Origin of the sequence: Aliiroseovarius crassostreae, from assembly GCF_025137635.1 — a bacterium.
Taxonomy (GTDB): domain Bacteria; phylum Pseudomonadota; class Alphaproteobacteria; order Rhodobacterales; family Rhodobacteraceae; genus Aliiroseovarius; species Aliiroseovarius crassostreae.
On record NZ_CP080772.1, the window covers coordinates 1,487,725 to 1,508,223 of the forward strand.

Below are 20,499 nucleotides of genomic sequence, written 5' to 3' on the forward strand. Positions count from 1 at the left end.
GGGTTGTTTTGATTTTTTTGCCTCTCGCGGCGATATTTGCATTTTCAGGGACAAAACCTGCCCAAATACTCAGTGGGTAGTTTTGGATTTTCACATTGACTTTGCTCAGCCCAACATGCCCCCGTGCGGTAACAACGGGCAGCATGGAAAGAACAGATGCGGGTTTCGACAAGGATCGCGGGCATTCTGGACGGCGGCGATGATGGCTGGGGGGTCTTTTACCGGGCGCGTGCCATGGTGGAAGCCGGAGAGCAGGTCACCGAACTGACCATTGGCGAACCTGATCGGGCCACCGATCCGTCCATACTGCACGCAATGTATCAGGCAGCCCTGAACGGCCATACCGGCTATGCCGCCATTCCCGGAACCAACGCGTTGCGCGATGCGGTGGCGGCGCGGGTCCAGACCCGCACCGGCGTTCCCACCGGGCGCGAGAATGTCATGATCACCCCCGGTGGTCAGGCGGGGCTGTTTGCCGCCCATATGGCTGCCTGTGACGAAGGTGACCGTGCGCTGTATCTTGATCCGCACTACGCCACCTATCCCGGCACAATCCGCGCCGTGGGGGCGCAGGCGGTGCCGATTGCCACCCATGCCGACAACGGGTTCCAGCCCCGAGCCGAAGACATTCGCGCCCAGGCCCGCGGCGCGCGCAGCCTGCTGATCAACTCGCCCAACAATCCAACCGGGGTAATTTATACCCGTGCGGCGCTGGAAGGGATTGCCGAGATCTGCCGCAACGAAGACCTGTGGCTGATTTCTGACGAAGTCTATGACACGCAGGTCTGGACCGGCACGCACCTGTCGCCGCGCGCCCTGCCCGGCATGGCAGAGCGAACACTTGTGGTCGGATCCATGTCGAAAAGCCATGCCATGACCGGCAGCCGGATCGGTTGGATCATCGGACCGGAACAGGCCATACGGCACCTGGAAACACTGGCGATCAACACCACCTATGGCGTGGCCGGGTTCATTCAGGATGCTGCACTTTTTGCCCTGCAACAGGGCGAGGGGTTCGAGGCCCGGATCGCAGAGCCGTTCAGACGACGCAGGGAAGCGGCGCTTGCCTTGATCAAGGGGCAGGACATGGTGCGCGTCGTGCCTGCGGATGGGACCATGTATCTGCTGCTGGACATCCGGGCGACCGGGTTGAGTGGCAAAGAGTTCGCCGAAGCATTGTTAACGTCAAAACGGATTGCCGTCCTGCCGGGAGAGAGTTTCGGTACGGCGGCCGCCGGGCACATTCGGGTGGCCATGACCGTGGAGGACCACAGGTTCCAATCCGCGCTCATGGATATTTTGCAATTTGCCCAAACCTGCAAAAAGGAGTGAGGAACATGAGAGACATCGGAGCTGAATTTCGCGCCCTTCACCAGAGGGGAAACCCGTTTATCCTCGCAAATGCCTGGGATATCGGCAGTGCCCGTCTGCTCGCCGCCATGGGGGCACAGGCGATCGGGACCTCCTCTGCGGCACATGCCTTTACGCTGGGGCGACCGGATATGGGACATGTCAGCCGGGAGGAGGCACTGTCCCATGCACAGGATCTGGTCGCGGCGGTAAACCTGCCCGTTTCCGGGGATTTCGAAAACGGATTTGGCGATGACCCCGACACTTGTGCCGAAACCGTCAGGCTTGCGGCAGAGGTCGGGCTCGCAGGGATATCGATCGAAGACACCGCACTTCCCTCAACCACGCCATATTCCCGCGACATGGCGATCGAACGGATCCGTGCCGCAAGTGCGGCCGCACGCGCCCTGCCCGGCGATTTTGTGCTGCTGGCCCGCGCGGATGGGGTAATGAACGGGGGATACGACCTTGACGAAGCCCTTGCCCGGGTCAGGGGATATGAAAAGGCCGGTGCCGACGCGGTTTACGTGCCCCTGCCGGGGACACTTGCGGATCAGGCCCGGGTCTGCGCCGCCACGGCATTGCCGGTCAATGCTCTGGCCGCGGGGCCGTTCACCGAAGTCTCACGCACGCAGTTCGCGGAGGCAGGGGTGGCACGGATTTCGCTGGGGTCTGCTTTGGCGCGCGCCACGCACCGGGTGATCCATGATGCGGCCAGCGCAATGTTTCAGGACGGTGATTTCTCGCCGCTTGGCAACGGCATTTCCGGCACGACAATCGACGCGCTTCTGACCCGCTGACGGGTCTTGGATCCTGCGCGCGCAGTTTCAGGGGCGGGTGACATCCGCGGTGACATCTGCGTCGTAAATCCAGCGAAACCGGTTATAAACAAGGTGAGGCACAAAGCGCCCGGCCAACCGCAGCGCGGTGTGACCAATCATCCGGGCCGCCGGATTTCCATAGTGGTAGTTGCGGGCATTCTTATTCGCGGCTTCCACGATGTGGCGGGTACGTGGACCACGGCGGGCCTGATACAGCGCCCCTCCCCGCTCCATCCCTTCGTGAGACAGACAATGAGCCAGCACCCAGGCATCCTCGAGCGCCATCACCGCCCCCTGTGCCATGAAGGGCAGCGTGGGATGGGCGGCGTCCCCGAGCAGCACCATGTGCCCCCCCTTGCTACCCTGATACCAGACCGGAGCAACCTCGTGCCGGTGAAGCCCCCAGACTTTCACATCCTCAACCCGTTCCAAAAGCGCCATGGCGTCATCGCAGAACCCCGCAAAGGCGGCGCGCAGATTGGCTGGGTCATCCGGAGTATTCCACCCCTCATCAACCCAGGCAGCTCTCTCCTCAACGGCGACGATGTTGACCAGCGACCCGCCACGCAGCGGATAGGTAACCATGTGGCGTCCCGGTCCCATAAAGACGGTGGCCTCAGCCTGTTCGCGCCCGGTGGCCGGGACAATGGCGCGCCAGGCCACCTGTCCGGTGAAAAACGGATGTTCCACACCGTTAAGCTTGCCGCGCACGATGGAATGCAACCCGTCCGCCCCCACCAGGAACGCACAATGATGCGCGGAACCGTCTGCAAAGCGCACCCCGACCCCCGCGTCACCATCTTCGACGTCAACCACCTGCTGGTTCAGGCGGATCTCAACCCCTTCGCGGCGCGCAGCATCCGCCAAAAGACCGATCAGGTCGGCCCGGTGAAACAGCAAGAACGTGTCATCCGGGGCAATGGCGCCAAAGTTCAGATCCACCACCTCACGTCCCGACATGCCATCGCGCAGCCACACACCCTTGGAGCGCATACTGGCCTCATATGCGGCCTTTTCAAGCCCAAGCGCCTGCAGAACCCGAAACCCGTTGGGGCTGATCTGCAATCCGGCCCCCACTTCGGTGATCTCCGGGGCCTGTTCAAGGACGGTGACATTTGCCCCCTTCTGTGCAAGCGCAATCGCCGCCGTCAGACCGCCGATCCCGCCACCAAGAACGGTGATGTCGTGATTTTGTAGCTTTGTCATATCGTCGTGTCCGGTCTGGCGGTGATTTGGTCTTTGTCTGGGGTATTTTCAACGGGATAGGCTTCAACGGCAAGCCGCAGAAAGGTCACACCCGGAAAAAGACGTTGACCCGGAAAGCAAAAGCCCGGGCGAACCCGGGCAATTCCTTGGTGATCGTGAACGGATCAATCGTCGCGATGCACTTTTTCGCGGCGCTCATGGCGCTCCTGTGCTTCCAGGCTCAGCGTCGCAATCGGACGTGCGTCCAGTCGCTTCAGAGAGATCGGATCTCCAGTCTCTTCACAATAGCCATATTCGCCTTCTTCAAGACGGCGCAACGCCTGTTCGATCTTTGCCACCAGTTTGCGCTGACGATCCCGGGTCCGCAATTCCAGTGCCCGGTCGGTTTCTTCCGAAGCACGGTCTGCAATATCGGGAATGTTTCGCGTGTTGTCTTGCAGGCCTTCAATGGTGTGACGGCTTTCATCAAGGAGCTCAGCTTTCCACGCTTCCAGTTTGCGGCGGAAATATTCCTGCTGTCGCTCATTCATGAAAGGTTCGTCTTCCGCAGGCTGATAATCGTCAGGCAGGAAAACTTCCGCTTTCATCTCTATATCCTTTTGCTCCCGGACAGCCATGGCTGACATCTCCATCTGCTCGCGCCGCCCGGTTTCCTCCTGAGCGTTCGTTTACACCCCTGCCGTGCCAATGTCACTAGTGGAAAACGCCTCATTCCCTCTCTTCTGATCAAAACTGTGAAACAGCTCGGAAATCCCTGTAAAACCGGGGAAACTGCGCTTCAAACGGAATGCCAAGGCACACAAAGCCGGATCAAAATCACCCAATCGCCCCGATCTGCCTGCACATCACGTAGCGTTACCCTCTCCAGCGGGGCGGCCCCATTCGGTGCGACTTGCAAAAACGGCGCGCGCTCTTTACCTCAGGGACGGAAATGACAGCTAAACAGGACCGGACCCCATGACCGCACGATTTGAAGGCACTTCCGACTATGTGGCCACGGATGATCTGAAAGTGGCGGTGAATGCCGCCGTAACCCTGCAGCGCCCTCTTTTGGTCAAAGGGGAGCCGGGCACGGGTAAAACCGAACTCGCCCGCCAGGTGGCCACGGCGCTGGGGGCAAAGATGATCGAGTGGAACATCAAGTCCACCACCAAGGCGCAGCAGGGTCTTTACGAATATGACGCCGTATCGCGCCTGCGCGACAGCCAGCTGGGCGATGAGCGGGTGCATGATATTTCCAACTACATCAAACGCGGCAAGCTGTGGGAAGCCTTTGAGGCGGATGAGCGCATCGTTCTGCTCATTGATGAAATCGACAAGGCAGATATCGAATTTCCGAACGACCTGCTGCAGGAACTCGATAAGATGGAGTTCCATGTCTACGAGACCGGTGAAACCATTCGCGCCCGTCATCGCCCGATCATCATCATCACCTCCAACAATGAAAAAGAACTGCCGGACGCCTTCCTGCGCCGCTGTTTCTTCCATTATATCCGCTTCCCGGATATGGAGACGATGGCCAAGATCGTCGAAGTGCATCACCCGGGGATCAAACCGCAGCTTCTGACCACTGCATTGACACAGTTTTACGAGATCCGCGAACAGACCGGGCTGAAAAAGAAACCTTCCACCTCGGAAGTTCTGGATTGGCTGAAACTGCTGCTGGCAGAGGACATTTCACCCGAGGATCTGAAACGTGACGGCGCCAGTGCTCTGCCCACATTGCATGGGGCCCTTTTGAAAAACGAACAGGATGTGCATCTGTTTGAACGGCTTGCCTTCATGGCGCGCGGGCGCCGCTGACAAGGTGCAAACAGCTTAAAGCCAAAGGCGGCCCTGCGGGTCGCCTTTTCTTTGTGCCCAATGCCGGCATGTCTTGCCAAGGAACTCGACAGTTTCCCCCCGCCACAACGGGGTTTGTCCACAGAATCACCAAACCATCCCGTCAGCGGCAAATTCGTCGAGAATTTCCAAACACCCCCACACAGACTTGTAGAAGATGAGTTATCCACAACAAGATATTGATTTTCCATTGGTTCCAATACGAAAACAGTCTTTTTACGCCACATTTGCCCCGCTCTTTTTCTTTCTTTAACCCGGTTTATTAACTAACCTGAGATTATGCCTGGGGGGGCATAGTAACGGTGTGATTGTATTGTTATGGGAAGCAATGCTCACAATTCCGTTCGGACGCTGATGCGATCCGCCAAGTCCTGTCGTACTGACCCGTGGGAAGGTCACATGACATGCTGGCGGGGGATTGTCGGAGACAGGGGTCTTGAAACCGCTCCTTTCCGTCATGTGTTTGCGCACCCGAACGATTGCCACCCGTGGACGCGGGGTCTCAGCAGGCAGTTTGCGCTTGGCTGGGATGTTTGTTGTCGTGTCCGGCAAAGGGTGGTGGATGTTTGCATCAAGATGGCCGCAGCGGGGCTGCACCTTGCCAGTTCAGCCGAACCTGCCTTGTGTCATCGCGCAAATGCCCGCCGAACAGAGGCTCCGCCTGGGCCATTGTTGACGCGGATTGCGCAACCACACCCCCATACCGTCAACCATACCGCTCGAAAGACCTATCTCCGGGGGGGCACGACATCGTGCCACGCTCCCGGATCACGAAGGAGCTGACGATGCGGAAGAAAGTTCTGGGGGTCGCGATGGCCCTGACCGGGCTGGTTTTGTCTGGTTGCATGTCCCCCGGCGGGACAAGTGCGGGCAACGGTGCCGGTGATGTCACTGCGCGACAGGTGCCGAATTTCTCACCGGCCCTTCCGCCGATGAAAGCGTTCAGCAATACCTCCATCCCGCGTCCGGAACGGCGCAATTCAGATATCGCGGGTGATTTCCTCGACCTCAGCTTTCAGCTTGAAAGCGGGCGCCCCCTGCCCGTTCTTAGCCGGTTTGAGGGGCCTGTTACAGTAAGAGTTCTGGGGCGTTACCCCGGTCAGATGCAACAGGATCTGACCCAGTTACTGCAACGCCTGCGAATCGAGGCGGCCATTGATATTCGACAGGTTGACAGCGCACGCCCCGCAGCCCTCACCGTTGAGGTTGTCCCAAAGGCCGAACTCCAGCGCCTTGTGCCCCATGCAGCCTGCTTCGTGGCTCCGAATGTGGCAAGCTGGCAGGAATACAAATCCTTCCGCGGAACAATTGTGACAGACTGGACTCAGCTGCGCACCAGAACAAAGATGTCGATCTTTTTGCCTGGAAATGTCGCCCCACAAGAGATGCGCGATTGTCTGCATGAAGAGATGGCACAGGCTCTTGGCCCGGTTAACGACCTGTATAGATTGACAAATTCCGTTTTCAACGATGATAATTTTCACACTGTCCTGACGGGGTTTGACATGCTGATCCTGCGCGCGTTTTACGCGCCAGAGCTGCGCTCGGGAATGACACGCGCCCAGGTGGCTGCACAATTGCCGGCACTGCTCGCCCGGCTGAACCCGGCGGGTGGTATCGGTCTGCCACGTCACCACCCGCCTGCCCCGCGAGAATGGAAAAACGCCATTGAAACCGCGCTGGGACAGGGACGTAGCCAGGTTCAAAGACGTGCCGCCGCGATCAAAGCCGTGGAGATTGCCCGGGCGCAAGGCTGGCAAGGCCCCCGCCTTGCCTTCAGCCTATTTGTTCAGGGTCGCCTGACATTGGCCAGCAATAGCACTGGTGCTTTTGATGCCTTCCGTCAGGCCGACCGCATTTACAGTGCCAGCCCCGGAGCACGCCTTCAGGCCGCTCATATGGGGGTTCAGCTGGCGGCCTATGCCCTGTCTTTTGGCCATGCCGAGGAAGCCATCGACATCGTCAATCGCCATATCGCCCCCGTGAAATCCGCGGAAAATGCCGCCCTTCTCTCAACCCTTCTGATGCTGAAGGCAGAGGCGCTGGACCTTGCGGGCCGCGACACCGAAGCCCAGCTGGTGAGGCTCGACAGTCTGGGCTGGGCACGGTATGGCTTTGGTTCGACGGATCAGGTAAGCGCGCGGTTGCGCGAAATTGCTGCCATTTCACCGGGTTGACCCCTCGGGCCTGCAACGGACCCTTGCGGGAAACAGACGGCAAGGGAGAAGGCCATGGGTATCATCGCAGCCCTGCTTGCAGGAGCAGCCATTGGCGCCTGGCGGGCGCATAAGCGTGGAGGAACCGGGTTTGACCTGGCCCAATACGCAGCGGTTCACGGCATTATCTTTGCCCTCCTGGCCATTTTTGCCTCTGTCATCTTCGCAAGGTAATCTACTGATGTTTCTTCCTTTTTTCGAAAATCTTCGGGCCTGCCGCGTTCCGGTTTCCCTGCGCGAATATCTGACTTTTCTTGAAGGCATCAAGTCAGGTCTTGTCACCTATGACATTGAGGGGTTCTACTATCTTGCCCGCACCTCGATGGTGAAAGACGAACGAAATATCGACAAGTTCGATCAGGCCTTTGCGATGAGCTTTGAGGGACTGGAGGCGATCAGCATGGATGAGATGCTGGAAGTCGTCGATATCCCTCAGGAATGGCTCGAAAAAATGGCCGAGAAGTTTCTGACCGAGGAAGAAAAGGCCGAGATTGAGGCGCTGGGTGGGTTTGACAAGCTGATGGAGACGCTGAAAGAGCGTCTGAAAGAGCAGGAAGGCCGACACCAGGGCGGCAACAAATGGATTGGCACGGCAGGAACATCGCCGTTCGGGGCCTATGGCTACAACCCCGAAGGGGTGCGGATCGGGCAGGACCGCTCGCGCCACCAGCGCGCGGTGAAGGTTTGGGACAAGCGGGAGTTCAGAAATCTGGACGGTGATGTGGAACTGGGCACACGCAACATCAAAGTGGCCCTGAAGCGCCTGCGCAACTGGGCCCGTGACGGGGCACATGAAGAACTGGATTTGGACGGCACCATCCGCGCCACGGCCGAACATGGCTATCTTGACGTAAAGACCCGGCCGGAACGGCACAACGCCGTGAAAGTCCTGCTATTTCTGGATGTAGGCGGATCCATGGATCCGCATATCAAGGTGGTTGAGGAACTGTTTTCCGCCGCACGCGCGGAGTTCAAGCATCTCGAATATTACTATTTCCACAACTGTCTCTACGAAGGGGTCTGGCGCGACAATACCCGGCGCTGGAATGACCAGACCCCGACCTGGGAGGTTCTGCGCACCTATGGGCCGGATTACAAATGTATCTTTGTGGGCGATGCCTCCATGTCCCCCTACGAGGTCGCCTATCGCGGTGGTGCCAACGAGCATTGGAACGATGAAGCCGGCCAGGTCTGGCTGCAGCGCGCGCGCGAGCAATGGCCAAATCACATGTGGATCAATCCGACACCGGAGCATCATTGGCGCTACACCCAGTCCATTCAGATGATCAATGAGATTTTCGAGGGGCGCATGGTCCCAATGACGCTGGAAGGCATTGATCGCGGGATGCGCGATCTGGGGCGTTAAACCTCCTGTTGCAAACCGCGCAGATCCTGTTCTTCCCGCTTCAGATAGGGGTCGTGCAGAAAGGTCCCAAAAGGCAGCAAACTGGCCAGCAATGCCCAATTGACCCGTTCGCTCGACAGTCCCCCCAGCCCCGCGGCACCAAACAGGGCGGCAATATAGGCAATGAACAATCCGCCATGCACCCTTCCGGCCAGCGTAACACCCGCATCCATTTCAGCCCAGTATTTCAACGGCATGGCCACAAACAGCAACACAACATAGCTCCACCCTTCGATTGAGGCGACATATCGGAATATCCGGATCCAACGGGCTTTGGTCATGATATCGGTCCCTGAAGCGTTTCGAATTCCACCTGAGACGGGGAAGGTCGAAACACCGGAAGAGGTTTCAATGTTGTGGGTGTTTCAAAACAACCACGTGTTCCGGCCCCATCCCGAGACCCTTTGTTCAGCACCCTTCATCAGATAGGCGCACGACCGTCTTCAAGACACCCGGCGAAATGTCGCAACGACAGGCGACGGAAACGGGGCAACAAGAAGTATAAGATATGAAAGCCGCAAGGAGGATCGCGTGAAACGCCTATTGAACACGGTAAAAATCCAGCTTCAAACCATGTGGCGCGCTGCTCCGGTGGCAACCGCGCTGATGATCCTTTGCCTGATTGCAGGCGGCGTTTTCGCAACCCGCACCATCAGCGAAGCCGTATATTGGAGCAATCCCGACCATCACAATCAACCGCTTGCCGGTTGGATGACCCCGAGATACGTGGCCCATTCCTGGCGCATCCCACGCCCTGACATGATGGACATCATGCAATCAGCGGTGCCGGGTCTTGATCTTGAAAACGGCCCCCGATCGCTGAATGATATCGCAGCCAAACATGATCTGGCGCTGATTGAATTGCTGCAAAGGATCGACACGGGGCTGTCGGTCTATCAAAGCGAACACCCCGCCGGGGATGCGGGCCAATGATGACCACGGAAGCCGTTTTTGCCCTGCTGACCACCTATGGACCATGGGTGGTCTTTGCAGCCGCCTTTCTTTCTTGTCTCGCGCTCCCGATCCCGACCTCTTTGATGATGCTGGCAGGCGGGGCGTTTTCTGCCGTTGGGGATCTGGATCTGGCTCTGGTTGCAGCCATGGCATTTGCGGGCGCGGTGATTGGGGACCAGACCGGATTTGCACTCGGGCGCTGGGGCGGACCGACTGTCTTGCGCGGCCTGACCCGTCGCCCCGCGCGAAAACGGGTCCTGCAACGGGCACAAAAGCTGATCGACCGCTTTGGCGGCCTTGGCGTGTTTCTCTCCACATGGGCCGTCGCACCACTTGGTCCATGGGTCAACTTCACCGCAGGCGCGACGGGGCTGTCCTGGGGACGCTTTACCCTTTGGGACCTGATCGGAGAGGTCCTCTGGGTCACACTTTACGTAGGTCTCGGATATGGGTTTGCCAATCAGGTTGAATATCTGGCCGGTGTCATGGGAAATCTGGCTGGCTTTCTTGCCGCACTGACCCTGGCTGCTCTCCTTTTTTCTTGGATCCACGCCATGGTCCGCAGTCGAAAAACCTGAAACGAACCGGTTGGTTCCTCTTTCCCAAATCAGGTTTTGCCCCCATATAAGCTTCATGCTGAAGCTCCTCCCTATCCTTCTCCCTGTCCTTTATGGCTATGTGCTTTACCGGTTTTCGGTCTGGCGCACCCATCGCGAGCTGGACGAGAATTCTTCGGAACTGGCTGATGCGGGATTGAAACAGCTGACCGACCAGATGGCACGCGCCCTCGACCTGCCCCGGATCCGGGTTTTCGTCTATGAAATTCAGCCGATCAATGGCCTGGCCGCGCCGGATGGACGGATTTTCATCACCCGCGGGTTCATGGAGGAATATCGCAATGGCCGCGTCACCGGACCGGAACTGGCCTCGGTGATTGCCCATGAACTGGGGCACGTGGCCCTTGGACATGCCCGCAAACGCATGATTGATTTTTCCGGGCAGAACGCATTGCGCACAGTGCTGAGCATGATGCTGTCGCGCTTTTTGCCCGGCGCCGGTGTCTATATCGCCCGCTTCCTGACCCGCCTCGTGGCGGCGGGGCTTTCGCGAGGGGATGAATATGAAGCGGATGAATATGCCTCCGCGCTCCTGCTCAAATCAGGCATTGGCACAGAGGCGCAGAAGTCCCTGTTTGGGAAGCTCGATCACCTCACCAAGGGGCGCGGCGGGGTGATGCCTGCATGGTTGATGAGCCATCCAAAAACCGCAGATCGCATTGCCGCGATTGAGAAAAACGAGGCCAAATGGTCGGTTGAAACGCTTTGAAACCGGGCGGACCGCGTCAACCAAGTTGCTCCAGCGCTTTGCCCAAACGTGGCAGGCGCGCCTTTTTCATCAGGCTGCGCAGCGTCCAGCTGTCCTCTCCTGACAGACGACGCGCCTCCGCCAAAACCCGCTCACCCAGCGCGGTCATCTGTTGCGGGTGGGTGTCGACGAAATCACGCAGGAACAGGTCCGGGCTTTCGCGGCGCAGCCCCTCTTCCGCCAACACATGGCCCGGAAAATCTGCACGATTAAGCGTCAGCAAGACATCGGCCCCTGCTGCTATGGCCGACGCCAGAACATGAATGTCATTTTCATCGGGCAGGTAAAGCCTGCGCATGTCCCCTTCTCGCGGGGCCACGCTGGCCGATGGCCACCGGGCATTCAGCTGGGCAATCTCACCCCGCGCAAACATCTCTTGATCCGGACCAAGGCGCGCTGCGGCACGCGCCCATTCCTCAAGGATACGCGGTGACCAGAAGGGGGCAAACAGACCGGCCTCAGCCGCCCCCAACACCATTTCGCGCATCACCGTCGGGTAAAGCACGCAGGCGTCGATACAAACCTTCACGGCAACATCCGGTAAAACAGCGCCTTGAGATAGCCGCTTTCCGCAAGCTGTGGGTGCTGGGGGTGATCAGCGCCCGCATATCCGGTGTGGATCAGTTGCGACACACGCCCGGCCCGGCCGATTCCGCGGTTCGAGGCATTGCGGAACTTGTCCACGGTTGCCGCATGCGAACAGGAACACAGCCCAAGATATCCACCGGGTGCCACCAAGGGCGCTGCCAGCCGTGCCACGCGTTCATAAGCCCGCAGCCCCGGTTCCAACGCCTTTTTCGACGGGGCAAAGGCAGGCGGATCGCAGATCACCACGTCAAACTGCGCCCCTTCCTCGGCCAGCGCCGTCAAGACGTCAAAGGCATCCCCCTTGCGGGTGGCAAACCGATCTGCGGCCCCCATCGCGTCGGCCCCACCCGCAGCAAGCTCCAGCGCCGCCGCCGACCCGTCAACCGACAGGGCGGATTTCGCACCGCCCGCCAGTGCCGCCAAGGCAAAGCCCCCAACATGAGAGAACACGTCCAGAACCCGCGCATCCCTGGCAAGACCCGCCGCAAATGCGTGATTGGGGCGCTGGTCATAGAACAAACCCGTTTTCTGCCCCCCCACCAGGTCAGCCAGATAGGTTGCGCCATTCATCGACACCGGGACCGGCGCCTTGGGTAGATCCCCAAGCAGCACGGCATTTTCATCACTCAGCCCCTCCAGCACCCGGGCCCGCCCGCCTGCATTTTTTAAAATGGTGGTCACGCCGGTCACTTCGGCAAGGGCGGTGGTCAGATCATCCAGCAGGAGCTCCGCCCAGGCAGCGTTGGGCTGCACAACCGCAACGTCGCCGAAACGGTCTATGATCACCCCGGGAAGCCCGTCTGCCTCTGCATGCACCAGCCGGTAAAACGGCGCGTCGAACAAGGTTTCACGATGGGCCAGCGCCGCGGCCAGTTTTCCGCGCAGCCAGTTGCGATCTATCTGCGCCTCGGGATCGCGATCCAGCACACGCGCAATAATGCGCGAGCCGGGGTTGATCGCCACCGTGGCCAAAGCCGCCCGGTCACCATCCTCGAGCACCGCAATTGTTCCTGCAGCCAGTTTTTTTGTCCGGCGATCAGTGACAGCTTCATTGTCATAAACCCACGGGGCGCCATGGCGAATGGCGCGGGCGTTGGCTTTTGGTTTAAGGCGGATTGTGGGGCGCGTATCAGTCATGCCCGCCTGTTAGCCGGTTTTGCCGGGGGGGCCAATGAAAAAGGCGGCTGACGCCGCCTGTTTCGGTCTGCTTTGCTGAAAGGTCGCCAGCTTACTGAGCTGCCTCGGGAGCAACGGCAGCAACGGTGGTCTGCGGCATATGGGGAACAAAATCCGCGGGCAGGAAATCTCTCGGGCGGGTCATTTCCTGATAAATGACGGCTGCCAGATGGGCGGTAATCCGAACTTTCTGCGTCTCACCCCGTGCCTCTGCGGCCAGCGCCTCTTCTCCGCCAAAAGCGCGCAGGTCATTTTGAATCGTGCGTTTGGGCTCCAGGATCATCCCGGTTTTTGCGTCCAGAACCGTAAGATCGAAGCGCAGCGCATGGGTGCCCCCATAGGTATAACGTGTGCGCTGGGTCAGGGCATGGAACTCCTGCAAGGTGATCTCAAGAACCACCGGACGCCCTTTATTCAGGGTGCTGACCCCGCGATCAAACGCGTCGTCAAGGATCACCTGAACCTGTTTGTAGCGATCCCCAAGCGGGTCTTCGCGCCAGACAATGTCGGCTCTCGGCTTCAGCGAGTTGGCCTCGGAAACGGTAAGGCTGCGCGGCACGGTCACGCGAACATCCGTGACATTATATTCAACGGATTTGGGCTGTTGTGCGCCGCTTGCCGCCCCCAGTTCAAGATTGGAAGGTTGCGCCCGCGTCACTTCCCCTGGTTTCATACAGGCCGACAAGGCCGCGATGGCCACCATGCCAAGAAAGAGCTTACCCAGTTTCATGCTCGCCTCCGATTGATGCGATGGAAGTGCATTCTGCACATCCTTTTTCGTAGGATCTTGTTAACCAATTGAGGCAGCATTAAGGAAACCGCAGGGTAACCCTGTGACAAATGCACTATCAATCTGAAAAACCACATTTTCTTAATTGCCCGGAAAGCCCCCCTGCATCACCTGGCCGCACTTGTTAGCGATAGCAGATCCTGCTATTCACTCCTTGCGCCGCTCCGTTCCCAAACTCACCCCAAAGGACCGCCATGCTGAATTCCCGGATAGACAAGGTTACAGAACGGATTGAAACACGTTCCAGACATACCCGCGCTGCCTATCTGGCCAAGATCGACGCCGCGATTGCGAAAGGGACAGCCCGCGGGCATTTGGGATGTTCGGGACAGGCGCACGCCTATGCCGGGGCAGGACCAGACCAGACCAGTCTTGCAGAGGGGACGGCCCCGAACCTGGGCATTGTCACCGCGTATAACGATATGCTGTCGGCCCATGCCCCCTATGCCACCTACCCCGACCTGATCAAACAGACCGCGCGTGAGATGGGCGCCACCGCCCAGGTGGCAGGCGGGGTGCCCGCCATGTGTGACGGCGTTACCCAAGGCGAAACAGGCATGGAGCTGAGCCTGTTTTCCCGTGACGTGATTGCCATGGCCGCAGCCATCGCGCTCAGCCACAACACCTATGATGCAGCACTCTACCTTGGGGTTTGCGACAAGATTGTTCCCGGTCTTGTCATGGCCGCTGCCACTTTTGGGCACATCCCCGCAGTGTTCCTGCCCGCAGGCCCCATGACCTCTGGCCTGCCAAATGATGAAAAAGCCGAAATACGGAAACGCTTCGCCAAAGGTGAGATTGACCGAAAAGCCCTGATGCAGGCGGAAATGGCCGCCTATCACGGCCCCGGAACCTGCACATTTTACGGCACCGCCAATTCCAATCAGATGCTGATGGAGTTTATGGGACTGCATCTTCCGGGATCAAGCTTCGTCAACCCTCACACCCCCCTGCGCGATGCGTTGACCCGCGAAGGGGTGCGCCGCGCAATTGAAATCGCAGCGCCTGACCGGCATACACCCGCCGCCCATGTGCTGGACGCCCGCGCCTTCGTGAACGGGATTGTCGGGCTGATGGCAACAGGTGGATCCACCAATCTGGTGCTGCACCTGCCTGCCATGGCCCGCGCGGCCGGGGTGATCCTGACACTTGAGGATTTTGCCGATATTTCCGCCGCCGTTCCACTGATGGCCCGCGTTTATCCCAATGGGCTGGCGGATGTGAACCATTTCCATGCAGCCGGCGGCCTTGGCTACATGATCGGCCATCTGCTCGAAGCGGGGCTCTTGCATAACGATGTCACCACGGTGGCGGGACCGTTGGAAAACTACGCAGTTGAAGCCAAGCTCGCAGGTGAAAGAGTACGCTGGGAACCTGCCCCACGCACCAGCCTGAACGACAAGATCCTGCGCCCTCCCTCCGAGGGGTTTCAGCCGACCGGGGGGCTGGCCAAGCTGGATGGCAACCTTGGGCAAGGCGTGATTAAAACCTCCGCCGTGGCAGCGGAGCGCCACATTATCGAAGCACCAGCACGGGTCTTTACCGATCAATCAAGCGTGAAGGCAGCCTTTCAAGCCAATGAAATCACAACAGATACTATCGTCGTCGTGCGCTTTCAGGGGCCGCAAGCCAATGGTATGCCCGAGTTGCACGGCCTGACCCCGGTTCTTTCCGTGCTCCAGGATCGCGGTCTGAAAGTGGCCCTTGTGACAGACGGGCGCATGTCCGGGGCTTCGGGAAAAGTTCCCGCAGCCATTCATATTTCACCCGAAGCCGCGGCAGGTGGTCCGATCGCACGGGTCCGGGATGGGGACCTGATCCGCCTTGATGCCACCACCGGCCAGCTTCAGGTGCTGACCAACGGGTTTGCGGATCGCACGCCTGAAACCAAGGACCTTACCGCCAACGAAACCGGCATGGGGCGCGAATTGTTCGCCGCGTTTCGCCAGCATGTCGGCCCGGCCACCACCGGCGCCTCCCCGATCCTGACAGGAGATGACACATGACACCTGCTGCCGCCGCCACGGCCTTCAGCGAAGACATCTGCACCCGGGCGCCTGTTATTCCGGTCCTCGTGGTGCATGATCCGGCCCATGCACAACCGCTGGCCCGCGCTCTTGTCGCGGGCGGGCTTCCGGTGCTGGAAGTCACCCTGCGCACGCCTGCCGCCATCGAAGTAATCGCGGAAATGTCTCAGGTGGAAGGGGGTATTGTCGGGGCCGGGACCGTTCTGACCCCAACCCATGCCGCCGATGCCAAAACTGCTGGCGCCAAATTTGCCGTTTCCCCCGGCGTGACCGACCTCTTGATCGACAGCTGCGAAGCCGTGGAACTGCCACTTTTGCCGGGAGCCAGCACCGCCACCGAAGCCATGCGCCTTCTGGAACGCGGGTATTCGGTGCAGAAGTTCTTTCCCGCAGAGGCCGCCGGGGGGAGCAAATTTCTGAAATCCCTGGCCTCTCCCCTGCCCCAGATCCGGTTCTGCCCAACCGGTGGGGTGAGCCTTGCAAATGCATCAGACTATCTGTCGCTGCCCAATGTTCTGTGCGTGGGCGGGTCTTGGGTGGCCCCGCAGCAGCTGATCGAGGCCGGAGATTGGGACGGCATCACAACACTTGCCCGCACCGCTGCAAAACTGGGCTGATCCGGTCAAACGGGCTAACAGTATCTAAAGCGTTTCGGGATAAACTTGAAACACATGTTTATTCTGAAACGCCCACAACATTGACATTTCTGACTGCGTCTCGACTTTTCCCTGTCTCAGGTTAAAACCGAAACGCTTTAGGACGCGCAAAAGCGCTTACCAGCGGCCAAGCGCGGACAGCCACAGGAGGCGCGCGCGGCGGGAAAACTCCGATCCACCCAAAGCACCCGCAGTGGCCAGATCAGGGGAGGATTTGGCGCGGGTCAGGATCGCTTCCGCCCGCCATCCGCTGCGCAATGCGCCCGACCCTTTCCGTGGCAAAGATCTGCGGGCCGCTTTCAGCTCCGCCAGACCTGCATTTGCCAGTTCAGCGATGACTTCATCGCTCGGGGGCACATGGCCACGACCCACGCGCGCAAGTTCTGGAAGGGAATTCAACCAGTTGGAAACACCCAACGCGGTGCCAAACCTGACAAGCCCCTCGCGGTCTCCGTCTGCGCTCGCGGCCATCAGCACGCCGCTGGTGGCCTTTGCATAGGCCAGGATAGAGGAGGCACCCTGCCGGCCAATCCCGTCCACATCCCCTTCCCGAGCATCCACCATCTGTTCCAGCAACCCACGATCAAGCTGGCCCGCGGCAATCAGCTCTTGCAACGGCGTGGCCACCTCATGTGCGACAACCGCTTTGCCTTCAATTACGTCGCGCCAGAATTGCAACCGCACCAGGGCGACCATCGGCTCATTCGACATGAAGGGCGCGCGGGCAATTTCAAGGTTGAAAGCGTAAAGCGGGAACAGCCGGGCGCGTTCGTCGGGACGGCCCGTCATCGCCGCCAGAAACCGATCCGGATCGCCCTTCTGCACCATCTGCGCACAGGCATTCAGGGCCTCATGAGCTGTCATGACGCCACTCATACCGCCTTGGCCCCGTCGCGCAGGAGTTTCCAGATGATGGCGTCCAGAAGCGCCTCAAACGAGGCATCCACGATGTTCGGGCTGACGCCAACCGTCGACCAGCGGTGCCCGGCCCCATCTTCACTGTCGATGATCACGCGGGTCTGCGCCTCGGTCCCGCCTTGCGTGATGCGCACCTTGAAGTCCACCAGCCGCATATCATCAATGATCGACTGATAGGGACCCAGATCTTTGCCAAGCGCCTTGGCCAGCGCGTTGACCGGCCCCCGGTCGGTGCCGCTCTCATCCATGCTTTCTGAAACCGACAGCTTCTTTTCGCCGCCTATCTTGATCACCACAATCGCTTCGGACAGGCTGACCATCCTGTTGCGCTTGTTCTTGCGCCGCTCAACCGTCACCTTGTAGCGCTTGACCTCGAAAAACTCAGGAAGTTGCCCAAGGACCTTGCGCGCCACCAGTTCAAAAGACGCCTGCGCGCTATCATAGGCATACCCTTTTTCCTCACGCTCTTTCACCCGCGTCAGGATATCCGCAAGCCGCGGATCCCCCTTCTCAACCGAAATTCCGGCATCCGCAAGCCGGGCGCGCAGGTTGGATTGCCCCGCCTGGTTCGACATCGGCACAATGCGTGTATTGCCCACGGTTTTCGGCGGGATATGCTCATACGTGGTGGGATCTTTCAAAATCGCACTTGCATGAAGCCCCGCCTTATGGGCGAAAGCTGACGCACCAACGAAGGGCGCCGCTTTGTTGGGCACCCGGTTCAGGATGTCATCGAGTTGGCGCGACAGGCGGGTCAAGCCTTTCAACGCCTCCCGGCTGACCCCGAGGTCAAACCGGCTTGCATAGGGTTCTTTCAACAGCAGCGTCGGGATCAGCGTTGTCAGGTTGGCATTGCCACAACGCTCACCGAGCCCATTCAGCGTGCCCTGGATTTGCCGCGCCCCCGCGTCGATCGCGGCCAGCGTGCAGGCCACCGCGTTGCCGGTATCGTCATGGGTATGGATGCCAAGGTGATCGCCGGGAATACCCGCATCTATGACGGCCTTCGTGATCTCAAACACCTCATGCGGCAGCGTGCCGCCATTGGTGTCACACAGCACAATCCAGCGCGCACCGGCGTCATGGGCGGCCTTCAGGCAGTCGATCGCGTAGCTGGGGTTTGCCTTGTAGCCATCAAAGAAATGTTCTGCATCATAAAGCGCCTCACGCCCCTGCCGGACCATGTAGTCCATCGTGGCGCGAATGTTTTCGATGTTTTCCTCAAGCGTGATACCAAGCGCGGTGGTGACGTGAAAATCATGGCTTTTGCCCACCAGACAGACCGCAGACGTGCCCGCATTCATCACCCCCGCCAGCACATCATCGTTTTCGGCAGAGCGCCCAGCCCGTTTGGTCATGCCAAAGGCGGTGAAGGTCGCGCGGGTCTTGGGCGCCTTGTCAAAAAACTCGCTATCCGTTGGGTTCGCGCCCGGCCAGCCACCTTCGATGTAATCAATGCCCAACCCGTCCAGCGCCTTGGCAATCTGGGTCTTTTCCGCAAAGGAAAACTGCACACCCTGCGTCTGCTGCCCGTCGCGCAGCGTGGTATCATAGAGGTAGAGCTTCTCGGTCATCTGGCGCCTCTCGTGTCATCATCATCGCCCCCGCTTTGCGCCCGGCCCGAGGGTGGGTGCGGTTTCGCGCCCGCCCTGGGGGGCGGGTCGGGCGCGAAGCGGGACACGCCCGCGGGTCAGAGCCTAAATCCCGTCCAGCTTCGCTGCATCGAATGTCGGGCCGGGTTCCAGCTCCACCCCGTCTTTCGACATGCGGATCTGTACACCTGCCTCCGTCAGGGCGGCTTTCAAAGCATCCACGGCAGAGAAGTCCTTGGTTTCCATTGCAGCAAGGCGAACCTCGTGTAGCTTGGCGGCGAGGGCAGACAGGTCGACAGTTGATACCGCTGCCCATTCCGGCACCTGACCATTCCATAGGCCGAGGAGCTCCATTCCACCTTTTAGCCCGGACAACTCTGACAGATTGCTAAGACCATGAAGAACAGTGACTGCTTGTGAAGTATTCAGATCATCCGCAAGCGCAGCAATGACGCCATCAGAAGCCCGCGCTGGGGAGGTGTCATCCGCCAATTGTGCATACCACTTGCGCAAGGTCGCCTCCGCCTCGCCCCGCTTCTTCTCGGTCCAGTCCATCGGCTTGCGATAGTGGGTGCCGAGGAAGACAAAACGGATCACCTCGCCGGGCACGCCCTGGTCCAGCAAATCGCGCACGGTGAAGAAATTGCCCAGGGATTTGGACATTTTCTTGCCCTCAACCTGCAGCATTTCATTATGCATCCAATAGCGCGCGAAATCGCCTTCCGGGTGGGCGCATTTCGACTGGGCAATTTCGTTTTCATGATGCGGGAATTGCAGGTCGTTGCCGCCGCCATGGATATCGAAAGACGCGCCCAGCAGTTCCAGCGACATGGCAGAGCATTCGATGTGCCAGCCGGGGCGGCCGCGCCCCCAGGGGCTGTCCCAACCGGGCAAGTCATCACTGGACGGTTTCCACAGCACAAAATCCATCGGATCGCGTTTGTTGTCCGCCACTTCAACCCGCGCGCCAGCGATCATGTCATCCACCGACCTGCCAGACAGCGCGCCATAATTGTCATAGCTTTTCACGGAAAAGAGCACATGCCCCGCCCCGTCCGGATAGGCGTGGCCCTTGGCAATCAGCTCCTCGATCATCGCAATCATCGGCGCGATATATTCAGTTGCGCGCGGCATCTGATCGGGTTCCTGCGCACCCAATGCGCCCATGTCCTTGAGATACCAGTCGATGGTCTCGTTCGAGCGTTCATGCACCAGTTCTTCAAGCGTGCCCTCGGCGCCGGCCTCTTTGCGGGAAAGCGCGGTGGCGTTGATCTTGTCATCCACATCGGTGAAATTGCGCACATAGGTCACATGATCCGCGCCATACACATGACGCAGCAGCCGTTGCAGAACGTCAAACACCACAACAGGACGCGCATTGCCCAGATGGGCGCGATCATAAACGGTTGGACCGCAGACATAGAGGCGCACATTTTCGGGGTCCAGCGGCTCAAACACCTGCTTGGCGCGTGCCTTGGTGTTGTAAATCTTAATCTCTGTCATATCGGCCTCTTGTCCCGCCCCACGCGGCGAATTGTATACGTCTGGACACACCACTTTTGTGGCGGGTTTAGCGACTTCACATTGATTTGG

General features: G+C 59.4%; 20 protein-coding genes. 11 read left to right on the plus strand and 9 right to left on the minus strand.

Going from position 1 to position 20,499, the window contains the following annotated elements:
• Positions 1-156 precede the first annotated feature (156 nt).
• A complete protein-coding gene (locus K3J57_RS07085; RefSeq protein ID WP_259797667.1) occupies positions 157-1,332 on the plus strand; it encodes a pyridoxal phosphate-dependent aminotransferase in 1,176 nt (391 codons plus the stop codon).
• Positions 1,333-1,337: 5 nt separating this feature from the next.
• Positions 1,338-2,150, plus strand: a complete 813-nt coding sequence (locus K3J57_RS07090; protein WP_259797668.1) for an isocitrate lyase/PEP mutase family protein — start codon at positions 1,338-1,340, stop codon at positions 2,148-2,150.
• Positions 2,151-2,177: 27 nt separating this feature from the next.
• Here K3J57_RS07090 and K3J57_RS07095 read toward each other — a convergent pair whose 3' ends face one another.
• Entirely contained in the window at positions 2,178-3,377 is a 1,200-nt protein-coding gene (locus tag K3J57_RS07095) for an FAD-dependent monooxygenase (protein WP_259777353.1), read from the minus strand.
• A gap of 164 nt (positions 3,378-3,541) precedes the next feature.
• Positions 3,542-3,964 carry an RNA polymerase-binding protein DksA gene (dksA, locus tag K3J57_RS07100; RefSeq protein ID WP_055192480.1) on the minus strand — a complete coding sequence of 141 codons (423 nt, stop codon included), beginning with the start codon at positions 3,962-3,964 and terminating at the stop codon, positions 3,542-3,544.
• Positions 3,965-4,334: 370 nt separating this feature from the next.
• On the opposite strand from dksA, the gene K3J57_RS07105 reads away from it, so the two are divergent.
• The 4 genes from K3J57_RS07105 (at position 4,335) to K3J57_RS07120 (ending at position 8,801) form a co-directional block, all read left to right on the plus strand.
• Entirely contained in the window at positions 4,335-5,180 is an 846-nt protein-coding gene (locus K3J57_RS07105; protein WP_055191950.1) for an AAA family ATPase, read from the plus strand.
• 824 nt (positions 5,181-6,004) lie between these two features.
• Positions 6,005-7,396: a DUF2927 domain-containing protein gene (locus K3J57_RS07110; protein ID WP_259794702.1), complete on the plus strand. Its 1,392-nt coding sequence runs from the start codon at positions 6,005-6,007 to the stop codon at positions 7,394-7,396.
• 54 nt (positions 7,397-7,450) lie between these two features.
• Positions 7,451-7,609, plus strand: coding sequence for a hypothetical protein (locus K3J57_RS07115; RefSeq protein WP_055192479.1), 159 nt, complete (start codon positions 7,451-7,453; stop codon positions 7,607-7,609).
• Positions 7,610-7,616: 7 nt separating this feature from the next.
• The gene (locus K3J57_RS07120) at positions 7,617-8,801 is read left to right on the plus strand and encodes a vWA domain-containing protein (RefSeq protein WP_259779108.1); all 1,185 of its coding nucleotides are present in this window, start codon (positions 7,617-7,619) and stop codon (positions 8,799-8,801) included.
• On the opposite strand, the gene K3J57_RS07125 is transcribed toward K3J57_RS07120, so the two are convergent.
• Positions 8,798-9,121, minus strand: a complete 324-nt coding sequence (locus K3J57_RS07125) for a DUF3817 domain-containing protein (protein WP_259794704.1) — start codon at positions 9,119-9,121, stop codon at positions 8,798-8,800. The genes K3J57_RS07120 and K3J57_RS07125 overlap by 4 nt on opposite strands.
• Before the next feature lie 250 nt (positions 9,122-9,371).
• Between K3J57_RS07125 and K3J57_RS07130 the strand changes: the two genes are divergently transcribed.
• From K3J57_RS07130 to K3J57_RS07140, 3 genes are read left to right on the plus strand one after another with little or no spacing between them, the layout of a single operon-like run.
• Positions 9,372-9,773 (plus strand): hypothetical protein, encoded by a 402-nt coding sequence (locus K3J57_RS07130; protein WP_259794706.1) that lies wholly within the window; start codon positions 9,372-9,374, stop codon positions 9,771-9,773.
• The gene (locus K3J57_RS07135; RefSeq protein ID WP_259794708.1) at positions 9,770-10,372 is read left to right on the plus strand and encodes a DedA family protein; all 603 of its coding nucleotides are present in this window, start codon (positions 9,770-9,772) and stop codon (positions 10,370-10,372) included. The genes K3J57_RS07130 and K3J57_RS07135 overlap by 4 nt, the downstream gene beginning before the upstream one ends.
• Before the next feature lie 55 nt (positions 10,373-10,427).
• The gene (locus tag K3J57_RS07140; RefSeq protein WP_055191939.1) at positions 10,428-11,120 is read left to right on the plus strand and encodes a M48 family metallopeptidase; all 693 of its coding nucleotides are present in this window, start codon (positions 10,428-10,430) and stop codon (positions 11,118-11,120) included.
• 16 nt (positions 11,121-11,136) lie between these two features.
• Here K3J57_RS07140 and K3J57_RS07145 read toward each other — a convergent pair whose 3' ends face one another.
• The 3 genes from K3J57_RS07145 to K3J57_RS07155 form a co-directional block, all read right to left on the minus strand.
• A complete protein-coding gene (locus K3J57_RS07145; protein ID WP_259794710.1) occupies positions 11,137-11,688 on the minus strand; it encodes an RSP_2648 family PIN domain-containing protein in 552 nt (183 codons plus the stop codon).
• Entirely contained in the window at positions 11,685-12,884 is a 1,200-nt protein-coding gene (locus tag K3J57_RS07150; RefSeq protein WP_259794712.1) for an RSP_2647 family RNA methyltransferase, read from the minus strand. Before K3J57_RS07150 ends, K3J57_RS07145 begins: the two co-directional genes overlap by 4 nt.
• Positions 12,885-12,975: 91 nt before the next feature.
• Positions 12,976-13,653 carry a DUF6778 family protein gene (locus K3J57_RS07155; protein ID WP_055191933.1) on the minus strand — a complete coding sequence of 226 codons (678 nt, stop codon included), beginning with the start codon at positions 13,651-13,653 and terminating at the stop codon, positions 12,976-12,978.
• 254 nt (positions 13,654-13,907) lie between these two features.
• Here K3J57_RS07155 and edd point away from each other — a divergent pair, with 254 nt between their 5' ends.
• Together edd and eda are read left to right on the plus strand one after the other, a co-directional pair.
• A complete protein-coding gene (gene edd, locus K3J57_RS07160) occupies positions 13,908-15,719 on the plus strand; it encodes a phosphogluconate dehydratase (protein ID WP_259797669.1) in 1,812 nt (603 codons plus the stop codon).
• The gene (gene eda / locus K3J57_RS07165; protein WP_259797670.1) at positions 15,716-16,357 is read left to right on the plus strand and encodes a bifunctional 4-hydroxy-2-oxoglutarate aldolase/2-dehydro-3-deoxy-phosphogluconate aldolase; all 642 of its coding nucleotides are present in this window, start codon (positions 15,716-15,718) and stop codon (positions 16,355-16,357) included. The genes edd and eda overlap by 4 nt, the downstream gene beginning before the upstream one ends.
• Positions 16,358-16,513: 156 nt before the next feature.
• Here the strand turns inward: eda and K3J57_RS07170 are convergent, their stop codons facing one another.
• The 3 genes from K3J57_RS07170 to cysS form a co-directional block, all read right to left on the minus strand.
• Entirely contained in the window at positions 16,514-17,260 is a 747-nt protein-coding gene (locus tag K3J57_RS07170) for a squalene/phytoene synthase family protein (protein WP_259797671.1), read from the minus strand.
• Between the two features lie 8 nt (positions 17,261-17,268).
• Positions 17,269-18,888 carry a citramalate synthase gene (gene cimA / locus K3J57_RS07175; protein WP_259794722.1) on the minus strand — a complete coding sequence of 540 codons (1,620 nt, stop codon included), beginning with the start codon at positions 18,886-18,888 and terminating at the stop codon, positions 17,269-17,271.
• A 123-nt stretch (positions 18,889-19,011) separates the two neighbouring features.
• The gene (cysS, locus tag K3J57_RS07180) at positions 19,012-20,409 is read right to left on the minus strand and encodes a cysteine--tRNA ligase (RefSeq protein ID WP_259797672.1); all 1,398 of its coding nucleotides are present in this window, start codon (positions 20,407-20,409) and stop codon (positions 19,012-19,014) included.
• Between the last annotated feature and the right edge of the window lie 90 nt (positions 20,410-20,499).